Annotated in this window: 8 protein-coding genes; 1 reads left to right on the top strand and 7 read right to left on the bottom strand. The window is 60.3% G+C overall.

Going from position 1 to position 12,224, the window contains the following annotated elements:
• Positions 1-58: 58 nt before the first annotated feature.
• On the top strand, positions 59-283 hold the full coding sequence (locus H8F22_RS09745) for a YgdI/YgdR family lipoprotein (RefSeq protein ID WP_059182977.1): 225 nt from the start codon (positions 59-61) through the stop codon (positions 281-283).
• 119 nt (positions 284-402) lie between these two features.
• Here the strand turns inward: H8F22_RS09745 and H8F22_RS09740 are convergent, their stop codons facing one another.
• The 7 genes from H8F22_RS09740 to H8F22_RS09710 form a co-directional block, all read right to left on the bottom strand.
• Positions 403-2,256 (bottom strand): polyurethane esterase, encoded by a 1,854-nt coding sequence (locus H8F22_RS09740; RefSeq protein ID WP_194940026.1) that lies wholly within the window; start codon positions 2,254-2,256, stop codon positions 403-405.
• A gap of 91 nt (positions 2,257-2,347) precedes the next feature.
• Positions 2,348-5,395 (bottom strand): autotransporter serine protease, encoded by a 3,048-nt coding sequence (locus H8F22_RS09735; protein WP_194940025.1) that lies wholly within the window; start codon positions 5,393-5,395, stop codon positions 2,348-2,350.
• A gap of 116 nt (positions 5,396-5,511) precedes the next feature.
• Complete coding sequence (locus tag H8F22_RS09730) at positions 5,512-6,876, bottom strand: TolC family outer membrane protein (protein WP_027923210.1); 1,365 nt, start codon at positions 6,874-6,876, stop codon at positions 5,512-5,514.
• 2 nt (positions 6,877-6,878) lie between these two features.
• Complete coding sequence (locus H8F22_RS09725) at positions 6,879-8,228, bottom strand: HlyD family type I secretion periplasmic adaptor subunit (RefSeq protein WP_194940024.1); 1,350 nt, start codon at positions 8,226-8,228, stop codon at positions 6,879-6,881.
• A complete protein-coding gene (locus tag H8F22_RS09720; protein WP_027923212.1) occupies positions 8,225-10,000 on the bottom strand; it encodes a type I secretion system permease/ATPase in 1,776 nt (591 codons plus the stop codon). The genes H8F22_RS09725 and H8F22_RS09720 overlap by 4 nt, the downstream gene beginning before the upstream one ends.
• A gap of 200 nt (positions 10,001-10,200) precedes the next feature.
• Positions 10,201-10,632, bottom strand: a complete 432-nt coding sequence (locus H8F22_RS09715; RefSeq protein ID WP_059182981.1) for an AprI/Inh family metalloprotease inhibitor — start codon at positions 10,630-10,632, stop codon at positions 10,201-10,203.
• A gap of 98 nt (positions 10,633-10,730) precedes the next feature.
• Positions 10,731-12,188 carry a serralysin family metalloprotease gene (locus tag H8F22_RS09710; protein WP_059182982.1) on the bottom strand — a complete coding sequence of 486 codons (1,458 nt, stop codon included), beginning with the start codon at positions 12,186-12,188 and terminating at the stop codon, positions 10,731-10,733.
• Positions 12,189-12,224 lie beyond the last annotated feature (36 nt).

Below are 12,224 nucleotides of genomic sequence, written 5' to 3'. Positions count from 1 at the left end.
TGCCAATCGATGGCACCAACCGGCATAGAGGTTTTTTTCAGCATTGTGAGAGGTGGACATGAACATCAAAGCCCTGGGTTTTCCGCTGGCCGCAGCGGCCTTGTTGGTGCTGGCCGGTTGCTCGACGCCAACGGTGGTAACCCTGCAGAACGGCACCCAGTATTTGACCAAGGACATGCCGAAAACCAAGACCAAGGACGGCTTCTACGAATTCGAGGATATTTCCGGGGCGAAAATCAAGGTCAATGCCAAGGATGTGGCGACGGTTCGCGAGGAAGACTGAGGACCCAGTTATCGTTCTTCGCGAGCAGGCTCACTCCTACAGGGGTTTTGTGCCGTTCACAAATCCCTTGCAGGAGTGAGCCTGCTCGCGATGAGGCCCTTACCGGCGCCCCAAAAGCATCAGGCAATCACAATCCCTGTACCAGCCAGACTGTCCAGCCCAACCCCCACCAACGTCACCGAATCTCCACCAAACGTCAGCACCGTGTCATGCCCCACCGCCGTGGCGTGCGCCCTAAAGTCATCATTGGCCACCACGCCCTGAACGCCGAGAAACACCAGTTTGTCGTTCGCCTGATAACCCACGACCCGATCCTGGCCAAACGAACCACTGAACAGGAACGTATCGACCCCGCCGCCCGACTCCATCACGTCATTCCCTGCGCCGCCAACAAACACATCGTTGCCCTTGCCGCCGATCAAATGGTCATTACCGTCCAGACCAAACAGCCAGTCGCCCGTCGCCTGCGCCTTGAGCGTATCCGCCCCGCCACCGCCCTTCACCGATGAGGCGTACGCGGTCAAATGGTTACCGACCGCCAGGCCATTGGCCGTCACGCTGTGCGACACGTCATCCTTGAACAGCCCCCAGAGAAATCCCGGTTCCTTGCTGACAATGCTGCCAATGTCACGGGTAATGCTGATGCCGCCATTGGCGTCGCGAAGGTACAGCGTGCCGGCGCCGTCATGGGCAAATTCGACGGCTTTCACAGACTGCTGCAAGTCCAGGACATTGTTGCCCTTGCCACCCAACAGGATGTTGTAGCCGCCGCCATCACGGAACGTGTCGTTACCGTCGCGCCCCTCCAGGTAGTCGTTGCCGTTGCCGCCCTGAATCAGGTCGTTGGCGTCGCTGCCGATGATGAACGTGCTGCCCTTGTGGGTTTCAGCGTTGCGATTGAGGTCTTGCACCCAAGTGTTGGCCCGTGCCGGGTCGGACAGGTTGGCCACGACGATCGTCGAGTCCTTGCTGGTGAGGTCGTAGAACTTCGATTCAATTACCCGGTTCATGCCGTCGCCGTAAGCGGTGGGCAGATGTGAGATCCAGGTCGGAATGTTGAGGATGGAATACGGCAGTACATTCCACGCCGTCGAGGCGTAGTGATCGTTGAAGCTGACGATGTTATCGGTGGCCGACTCTTTGGGCGCATCGTGAACCCCCACCGACGACAGGTTGAACGATGAACCATCGAGCGCACGAAACACCGGATCGTTTTCATAGCCGACGTTGAGCACGTTGTCGGTGGCGCTTTGGGTGGGTGATGCGTAGGCGATGTAGTTGGAGTCCTTGAAGAACCCGCCCCAGGTGTCCGTGCTCAAGTCCGCCAGGCTGTTGACCGCCAACCCGCCGAGGCTATGGCCGCTGACCAGGACGTCTTTTCCCGACAAGCCATTGGCCTGGGCAAACGCCACAACGTCGCCGAGCAGGTTGCCGAACGCTTCGCCGACGTAATTTTTCGCGTAATCCTTGGGACCCAACGCTGCCAGCAGATCGTTGATCACGTCGCCAATGGAATCGCCGATCAGGGTTTCCCGTGGGCCGCTGGTGCCGCGAAAGGCGATGCCGATTTCGGTCAGGTGCCCCTGGGCATCGTACTTGCCGAGGATCTCGACTTGCGCCGTGTTGTAGCCGGCTTTTTCACCGAAGAAGGTTCCGTGCGCATCGACCTTGCCGTCATAGCCCAGTTGGGAGGCGGTGATGGGTGTCCAGCCGGCTTTTTGCACGGCATCCAGTGCGGCTTTTTCCGAATCGGGGTTCCAGGGGATGCCGGGAATGACGCCCTGGGAATCGGTGCCGCCGAGCAGCGCGGTGACCAATGTCGCGGGCAAGCCCAGGCCAAAACCGTTGTGCTGATACCCGGTGGCAAAGCCGTTGTCGAGGTTGTGATAGGAATACAGCGTGATTGCCATGGCGTCAGTAAACAACGCTTTGGAGTCCGCAGTACTGAAGTTTTTGTAGTCGTACACACCCATTGGTATTGCCTCTCTTTTGTTGGAGTTGTCAGAGATGGCTCACAACCAGGACGCCTCGATCACGACGCGCCCCGGAGCCTTTAGTGCATGATCAGAACCGCCAGTCCAGCGTCAGGCCTACACCGTGGTCTTTCTCGTTGGAACCGATCAGACCGTTGTAATCCAGGCTCACGCGAACATCCTGCGCCACCGCCAAACCGGCGCGGGCACCGATCACGGCGGCGTTGCGGTCCAGCGACACGCTTTGCACGCTGAAGGCAGTATTGCCATTGACGAACGCCAAGTGATCTTCGGACTGGGTACTGCTCAAGTTGTGCTGCCAGCCCAGGGTGCCGGACAGTTCCAGCTGTTGTTTGTCCGACAGGGCAATCGCTTTGCTCGCCCGCAGGCCCAGGGTTGAAAGCACCGCATCACGGTTGTCTTCACCGCCCTTCAGGGCGGCGGCATCGCCTTTTTCGGTGAAACTGTCGCTGTTCAAGTGCACGTAAGCCAGGTTGGCGAACGGCTCCAGCGACAACGGTTGCACGTCGAGGCGATAGGCCGCTTCGGTGAACAATTGCGCCGTGGTCGCATCGCGTTTGGATTTCTGTTTGCCGCTGACGTCGCCGAATTGCAGGTCACGTTTGACGTCGACGCGATGCCAGCTGTAAGCACCGCCAACGCTCAAACGCAGGGCGTCGATTTCATGGCCCAGATACGCGCCCAAGTGATAGCTGTCGACCGAGGCCGACGAATGCGTGCCATCACCCATGCTCAACGAGCTGTCGCTGTAACCGGTGACAAAACCCAGTCGCGTGTGGTCAGCGATCAGACCATCAACCCCCGCCAGCAAACCGCCGATGGAGCTGTTGGAACTGGCGTTGTCGTGCCCGCCATCGCTCTTGCCCCAGGCGCCGAGGACTTTGAGCCAGGCGTTGCTGCGGTCATCGGTGGGTGCGGCGGCGTTGAACAGGTCCCGCTCACGCAGGCGTTCGCCGACGGCATCGCGCAGGTAACGGCTGTCGTTGATCAGCAGCGTGCCAATGGCCGGATGAATCTCGCCGGACAGTTGCTGGAAAGCCTGCTGGGCCACGGCGGCGGTGGGTGACAGCAGCAAGGTTTCGTACAGCGCATTGCCGGCGCCAAGTTGCTCGGCAGCCGCGGCGACCGCGCGTTGGTTCGGTGTCTGGCCAGCGCTGCTGAACGAAGTGGCGTTGCGTACTACCGACAGTTGAATGCCATTGGCCGAGTAATCAAGGGTGCCCCCGAGGAACAGGTAGTTCGGCACCACCGCGCCGAAACGCCCTTCGATCCCGCCGGCCGCCTGCAGAATGGTGTATTGATGGCCGAGCAGGGATTTCACTTCGCGGGTAGTCAATAATGTCGGGCTGTTTTCCAGGGACAGGCTGACTGTGGCGTTGTCGATGACGGCTTTGCCACTGGCGACGATCTCGTCACTGCTCGTCGGCGACAACTCCACGGCGTACGTCGAGCCGCGCTCGAAGGTCACGTCGCCCGCCACTTGCAAGGTCCCGATAGAGTTGCCCGGCGCCACAGTGCCGCCGCTTCTGGCGATCAACCCGCCGATGCGACCGTTACCGCCGAGAATACCGCTGTCATTGACGGTGACCGTCGAAGCCAGCGAACCGTTGATGGCCAACCGGCCCTGATTGACCAGCGTCGGGCCCGCGTAGGTATTGGCGCCGGTCAGGACCAGCGTGCCGATGCCCTGCTTGGTCAGGCCGCCATGGCCCGAAATGTCGTTACGCCAGACGTCGAGTCCGCAGTGCACGTCCGTGCACACACGTTCGGTCGGTTTGCCGGCGTCGATGATCGCGCCGATGCCCGGCAAATCGGCCACAAACTGGCTGGAGCCGTAGGCGCCCTGAATGCGAAATTCCTCGGGAATGTCCTGCTCGGTGACAAACATCCCCGGGCCATCAATGCCTTTGCGCAGGTTGATCATGCCCCAACCGTACAACGCGTCGACACCCGGTGCCCCGAGGTCAGTGGCCGTGGTGCGCAGAACACTGGCGACCTGCGCACCGGTCATGTACGGGAAGCGTTCCATCAGCACCGCCATGGAGCCTGCAACATGCGGCGCGGCCATCGAGGTGCCGTTGTAATTGGCGTAACCGGTGGTGAGGTTATCTGCGTTGGTGCCGCCGATGATCGAGCTGTAGATTTTGCTGCCGGGCGCCGACACGCAAAAACTGGCGGTGTAGCCGCAGCGCGACGAAAACGTACTGATGTTGTAGAGGTCCGGGCTGGTGAGGTCCGGGTTCTTCTGCAACGCCGCGACGGTCACCCAGTTCGGCGCGATCTGCGGTATGAAATAGCCGAGGCCGGCGATGGCGTCCGGGTTATTCAGGTTGTAGTCGTTGCCGGCGGCGAAGATCGTGACGATGCCGCTGCGGGCGGCGGCGATCGCACCGTCGTAGGCACCGCCCGGTTTGGTTCCGAGCAGTGGCTGGATCTCGTTGAACTGCAACTGCGCATCCTGCACGGTGAAGTGCGGGTACGCCGGATCGCGTCCGCCGAGGTCGAAGCGATCGGTAATGCCGATGCCCCAGCTGTTGTTGATGATCCGCGCGCCGCTGGCGATCAGGGCATCCCAACCTGCCTTGTACACCGCACCGTCGTTGCCACGAATAATGCCGTCCTCCGGGCCCGGGTCGCCGTTATCGGCGCTGATGATTTGCGCGTTGTACGCCACGCCGTGCATCGGCCCGCCATCGCGGCTGCCGGCAGCGATCCCGCCGACGTGGGTGCCGTGGGAGCCGAGCTTGCCGTCGTAGCCCACCGTGGGGGCGCCGTCATAGCGAAACGCATCCCCGGCTTTGACCGGGATGTACGGATCGGTGTATTCACGGATGCCGCTGGTGATCAGGGTGACGACTTTATTGGCGCCGGAGAACTCCGGGTGCTGGGCGTAGACCGGTTGGTCGAAGATCCCCAGTTTCACGCCTTTGCCGCTGTAACCGGCGGCGTAGGCATCCTGTGCGTTGATCGCGCCTACGCCCCAATCGGCGTTGAATTCGGCGCTGCGCCAGCTGTTGGGGTCGCCAGCGCGTCCGCTTTCCACGTAAGGCGCGGCGTGCGCCTGACCGAGTGCGGCCAGTGCGCAGAGCACGGCCAGTGTGTTGTGCTTGTTATTCATCCAGCTACCGTCCTTAGTTGTGTTGCCAAAATCCCTTTTTGCCTCGAAAGGCGCCTGCAAATTCACACGTCCCGTGTCGCAGCCGAACGCAGCCTTCGGCAGCTGCTACAGATCCATCATTGAGTCTTTGGGCCCTGGCCGAACGCTTCGTCTACCTTGGCAAGGTCCTGCTCGCTCAAGGTTCCGGCGTAGTAGTGCAATTTGGTCCAGGCCATCAAGTAGTCATAGCGTGCCTGCGCCAAATCGCGGCGGGTGGTAAATAGTTGTTGTTCTGCATTCAAAGCATCCAGGTTGACGCGTTCGCCGCCCAGAATGCTTTGCTTGGTCGAGACCACCAGCGCTTCGGCAGACACCAACGCCTTTTGATAGGCGCGCAATTTGTTCACGCCCGACAGGCAGGCGCTGAACTGTCGGCGCAGCTCGATCATGGTTTCGCGGGTCTTGCCGTCCAGTTCGTACTCGGCCTGTTCCATGGTGCGGCTGGCCTGACGGGTGGACGCCGACACCCCGCCACCGGCATACAGCGGCACGTTGACTTCGATGCCGATGGTGTTGGTGTCGTAACGTTGGTTGTAAGTGTTGCCGCTTTCCGATTCGTTCTGGCGCACCGAGGCGTAGGCACTGACTTTCGGCAGATGCCCGGCGCGATTGCGTTCAACTTCGTAACGCGCGACGTCCACCGCATGGCGCTGGGAGGCCAGGTTCGGGTTATTGGCCACGGCCATTTCGTGCCAGGTGTCGTAATTGGCCGGTTGCAGGCTGAAGGTCTGGAAATTCTGGTCCAGCGGCGCCAGGTCGGCGATGTCGATCGTCGGTACACCGATCAACGCGCCCAGTTCACGCAAGGACGCGTCCTGTTCGTTGCGGGCCTCGATCTCCTCGGCGGTCGCCAGTTCGTAACGGGACTCGGACTCAAGTGTATCGGTGCGCGTGCCCTCGCCTTGGCGAAACATCTGCTCGTTCTGCTGGAACTGCTGCTCGAAGGCTTTCTTCTTCGCCAGCGCAATGTCGATCTGATCCTGAGCGAACAGCGCCTTGGTGTAGTTCTCCAGCACCCGCACCAACAACTCCTGGCTCTTGCCGCGAAAGGCTTCATCGGCAAACAACGACTGCGCCACGCCTTTGCGGTACGCCGCATAGGCTTCGTAATCGATCAGAGGCTGTTGCAGGGTCAGGGTCGAGCCGTAACTGCTGTAGTTGCGGTCATCGGTCTGGTTTTGCCCGCGGTCATTGAGGTAGGTGGCCTTGGACGAGTTGCGCCCCTTGTTGTAGTTGTATCCCAGCTTTGGCAGCAAGCCGGCACGGCCAATGAGGCGGTTTTCCAGGCCGGCATCGCGTTCCTTGAGCGCGCCGAGGAACACCGGATCATTGCGCAACGCTTGCTCGTAAATGTCGAACGGCCCCATGGCCATCACACTGTTGCACGTCAGCAACGCCAGGGTCGCTGCGAGCAGGGAAAGCTTATTCATACAGCCGAACATCCTTATTCCTCGGTCAACGCGGAGCCTGCCCGGTCGAGCAGCGGTTTGAACAGATAGTTGAGGAGTGAACGTTCACCGGTGCGCACGAACATTTCCGCCGGCATGCCGGGCTTGATCACCAGGCCATTGAGCTTTTCCATCGCCTGATCGCTGACGCTGCTGCGCAGCACGTAGTACGGCGCGCCGGTTTTTTCGTCGACCATCTGGTCGGCGGAAATCAGGCTGACTTCACCGGGCACTCGCGGTGTGCGGCTCTGATTGAACGCGGTGAACAGGATATCCACGGGCAAATGGGTGCCGACTTTGTCGATCAGGTTGATCGGCAGGTGCCCTTCGACTTCCAGCCGAGTGCCCTGCGGAACGATTTCCAGCAAGGTATCGCCCTGACGCACCACGGCGCCTTCGGTGTGCACCCCGAGGTTGACCGCAATGCCATCAGCCGTGGCGACGATCTCGCTGTGTTGCAGGTTGAACCCGGCGGAGGTCAGTTGCTCTTTGAGGGTCACGCTCTTGAGTTGCGCGTCAGCCAGTTGGGTGCGGACTTCTTTCTGATATTCCTCGATGTGCTGTTGCAGCTTGAGCTTCGCTTCGAGGATGCCCTGCTCCACCCGACCGCTTTCACCGGTGTTCTCGGCCAGTTGCTGCTGCACTTGCGACAGCTGACGCTGGTATTCCATCAAGCGGTTGCGCGGAATGTAGCCGTTGTCCGCCAAGGGCTGAAGGTTACTCAGTTGTTGTTGCAGCGAGTTGGCTTGGGCCGTCAGGTCGGTGCGCGCACGACGCATGCCGGCCAATTGCGCGCTGGCGCCTTCCATGTTGGCGCGCAACGCACCCTGCTCGCGGAAAAACGCCTCGCGGCGGCTGCTGAACAATTGCCGCTGGCCTTCGAGCACCAGCGCCAGTCGCGGGTCGGCATCCTTGCTCAGCTCGGCCGGGAAATTCACTTGCTTGAGGTTATCCCGTTCACTTTCCCAGCGCGCAACGCTGGCCCAGGCCATGCGGTACTGCGCCTGCAGCGAATCGACGTCGGCCGCGACCTGGGTCTGGTCGAGCTGGAACAGCGGCTGCCCCAACGTCACCACTTGACCCTCGCGCACCAGGATCCGGCTGACCACACCGGGGCTCATCGATTGCACGGCTTTGCGCTTGCCCGACACCACGACCGTGCCCTGCACCGGTATACCTTGATCGAGCGGCGCGAGGCTGGCCCAGGTGAAGAAGCTGCCAGCGCCGACGATGGCCAGTATCCAGCCCATGCGCGCGAAGAATCGCGCATCACGCTCGGGCCGTTCGGCGATGTAATCGTGTTCCATCAGGGCTTCGCTTTCAGTGTTCATGCGTGCGCTGCTCATACACCCGAATTCCTTGTCGTGGGCTGATACTGTCGACTCATGCTGAGCCCGCCCGGCGCCTGCGCGGCTTTTTCACGGTGTTGTTCCTGAGCGCCGGACAGTGCCTTGAGCACGTCCTGGCTCGGGCCGAAGGCCTGCAAGCGCCCTTCGTTGAGCACCAGCAATTTGTCGGCCTGGGCCAAGGCCGAGGACCGATGGGTCACCAGAATCACGCTGGTGCCCTGGGCTTTCAGGTGCGCGATGGCGCTGGCCAACGCAGCTTCGCCCACGGTGTCGAGGTTGGAATTGGGTTCGTCCAGCACCACCAGGCTCGGGTTGCCGTACAACGCACGGGCCAGTGCCACGCGTTGTTTCTGGCCACCGGACAAGCCGCTGCCGTCTTCGCCGAGCAGCGTGTCGTAGCCTTGCGGCAAGCGCAGGATCAATTCATGCACGCCGGCCTGTTGCGCAGCCTCGACGACTTTCTGCGGATCAGTTTCGCGAAACCGGGCGATGTTTTCGGCAATGCTGCCGCTGAACAATTCGATGTCTTGTGGCAAGTAGCCGATGTAGGGCCCGAGGTCGTCGCGGTTCCAGCGATGAATGTCCGCGCCGTCGAGCCGAACCGTGCCGCCGAGGGTTGGCCAGACGCCGACGAGTACCCGGGCCAGTGTCGACTTGCCTGAGCCGGAGGCACCGAGCACGCCCATCACCTCCCCGGCACCGAGGTTGAAGTTGACCATGTGCAGCGTCGCCGCACGTTGCCCCGGAGGGCCGGCGCTGACCTGTTCGAAAGTGATCTGTCCTTTCGGTGCCGGCAGCGCCATGGCTTCGTCAGACGGTGGAAAGGCTTGCAGCAACGCATCCAGGCGACGGTAGGCCAGCTTCGCGCCACTCCACTGTTTCCAGACCGCAATCAACTGATCGATGGGACTCAGGACGCGGCCCATCAGGATCGAACCGGCGATCATCATCCCGGCAGTCATCTCGCCCTTGATCACCAGCAACGCACCCAGCCCCAGTACCAGGGATTGCAAGCACAGACGCAAGGTTTTGCTCAGGGAACTGATAACCGCGCCGGTGTCACTGGCCTGATTCTGCAAACTGAGAAAGCGCGAATGCACTTGAAACCAGCGTTTGCGCAACACGCCGAGCATGCCCATCGCCTGGATGGTCTCGGCATTGTGCAAGTGGCTGGTGGCCAACTGGCTGGACTTCTGGGAAAAACCGGCGGCTTCGCCCAAGGGCTTTTTGGTCATCGTTTCGTTGAGGAAAGCGAGGCCGATCAGGACCACAGCCCCCACCGTCGCGAAGACACCCAGCCAGACATTGAACAGGTAGATCACGAACAGATAGACCGGAAACCACGGCGCGTCGAAGAAGGCAAACAGCGCGGGTCCGGTGACGAATTGGCGGATGTGCGTCAGGTCCCCCAAGGATTGCCCGGCATTGCCCTCGCCTTTGAACAGGTTGCGCTCGAACGCGGCTTGATACACCCGCAGGTTGAAGCGTCGTTCCAGTTGGCTGCCGATGCGGATCACGATGAAGCTGCGCACGATCTCAAGCAGGCCGATGAAGGCAAAGAAGCCGACCACCATCAGCGACAACATGGCCAAGGTCGTTTCGTTCTGCGAAGACAACACACGGTCATAGACTTGCAGCATATAAATCGACGGGACCAGCATCAGTACGTTGATCAATGCGGTAAAACAACCGACGCTGATCAAGATGCTTTTATAGTCGCCCAGTGCCTTGAATAACGGAGCGGTGGCTGGGGCCTTAGCCATCTTCATTGATTTTTCCCGAGGTGAAATTCCCCGTCCTGATCTGACGAGGTTTAATTAACTGTGTGTGCGCGGTTCGAGACATTTTTTGTCGGTAATCGCTTACAAATTAACAACCCACTTCCATGCTCGCTAAAGAGTTGGCGTATTGTTTTGCTACTTATAACTACAACAGCGGGCTCTCTATTTAAATTTGCACGGTCCGCCCACTAATTGCTCTTACGCGCAGCGCGCTCAAGCGTAATGATCAGACCGGACTTCAAATTGCCTTGATAAAGCCCATCATGCTGTCGGCTGAAAAAGAAAATTCTTGAGCCTTCCTTGCCGGTGATCGCAATCCCGTCCGGTTCTGTGAACCAGCCAATGGCCGACACTTGCAGCCAGGCCCCAAGGCACTCGGCGCCCTCGGCCAGGGTCTGGTTGGGTTGAAGGTCAATCAGGCAAACGTTCGACGGTTTGTCCTGCACAGTGCGGGGCTCGGACGCATCCTCTTTGGTCATCAAGGTGGCTCGCCAATGTCCGGCGAGTTCAGAGGGGTCCGCTAATTTCAGGCTGCTTGCCATGGCTACATCTCCAAGAAACATCATCAGCGTCGCCAATAGCCACGCGGTCATTCTGTAGGTAAAGGCGTCAGGGGCCATAGGATCTGTCACTCCGGCGCGTAGCCTTACGCAGTGCGCGCATCGATGCAAGGACAGAGCGCGGCGCAACGTGCACCGCGCTCCTTTTCAGCCTTGAATCAGGCCACGATGTCCGAGAACGCCGCCTGGCCTACGGTGCTGACGAGGAAATCCGCCACACCATGCCCTGAGAAGTCCACCGACAGCAGGCTGTTCCCGCCCGAGTTAGTCAGCACGGCATCACCGACCGCCCCCGTGAACGAACTCACGAAGTGCAGGCCCGCGCCTTTGGTAATACCGGTCAGGTCGATCTTGTCCAGGCCACTGACAAAGTCGAGGATCTGATCGGCAACACCTGGCTTGGAGTCACTGCTGGCGGCGAACACAAACGTGTCCGAACCGGCACCCCCCCACAGTTTGTCCGCACCGCCGGCACCGTAGAGGATGTCGTTGCCGGCACCGCCCTTCAGCTCGTTGGATACGCCATTACCGATCAACAGGTCGTTGCCCGAACCGCCGATTGCGTTCTCGATGATCGCGCCCTTGGCAATGGAGACGTTGCCCACCAGGCCGCCAACGTCGGAGAACGAGGCCTCATTGAGGTTGATTTTCTGGTTTTGGGTGAAGCCGGAGAAATCCAGAGTGTCCTTGCCGCCCGCGTCCCACACCGAAAACACGACCTTGTCCGACGACGAAGACGCGCTCAGGAAGTCGCGACCGGCGTTGGAGTTGAAGCCGTAGGTAGTGTCGCCAGTACGGGTGGTGGTGTTGGCCCCGTAGAGTTTCTGAATGGCAGCAATGTCGTCCATCAGCGGGCCGGACGAATACGCCTCGACACCGCCCTTGCTGAAGTTCTGGTTGGTATTGCTTTCGCTCCAGTAGCTCATGACGCTGTAACCGCGGGTGTCTTGCCCGTAGGTGGCGTCGTTGTAAGTCGGCGCGCCTTCACCGGCGTTGTAGTCGCCAGGGTGGGCCAGGCCCAGGGTGTGACCGATTTCGTGGGTCAGGGTTTGACGACCATAGTTGTTCAGGTCCGGCGTCTTGTTCGGCGTATAGCTGCTGTTGGTCAGGTACCAGGAGGTCCCGTCGTAACCCGCGCCCGTGCCCGGCAGATAAGCAAATGCCGCAGCGCCGTCCTGGCCACCGCTGTAGTTGCCGAAGGTCATGTGCCCGTCGCCGCCCGTGGCCTTCTCGGCGAAGGTGACGTTGGCGACATCGGCCCAGGATTGCATGGCGAGCACCGCCTGGGCTTTTTGCTGAGCACTGAACTGACTGAAACCGGTAATCCCGTGCTTGTTCATGGTGCTCGACGACGCCGAGGTCAGGAACGTATAGGTCAGTTCGATTTTGCCGCTGCCATCCTTGTCCTGGTAGGCAGCACCGTCGCGCAGCAATTGGGTCGCTGCCTGGTCGACGGAATAGGAGGGTTTGCCATTGACCGTGAGATTGCCGCCGCGGTCATACTGATGGCTGAAGCTGTCGATCTGGCTGAAAGCAGAACTCGGTGCTGCCAATGCATGCGAGGGGGCAAAGGCCAGTTCAGCAAGATCAATAGCGTTGTTTTTTACTTTCGACATAAACACACTTCCTTGTTTGGCTATGGAACAGTTTTT

The organism is Pseudomonas mucoides, assembly GCF_015461845.1.
GTDB classification, from domain to species: Bacteria; Pseudomonadota; Gammaproteobacteria; order Pseudomonadales; family Pseudomonadaceae; genus Aquipseudomonas; species Aquipseudomonas mucoides.
The sequence above is the reverse complement of the archived record's forward strand: the minus strand, read 5'-3'. Positions and strand labels throughout refer to the sequence as shown.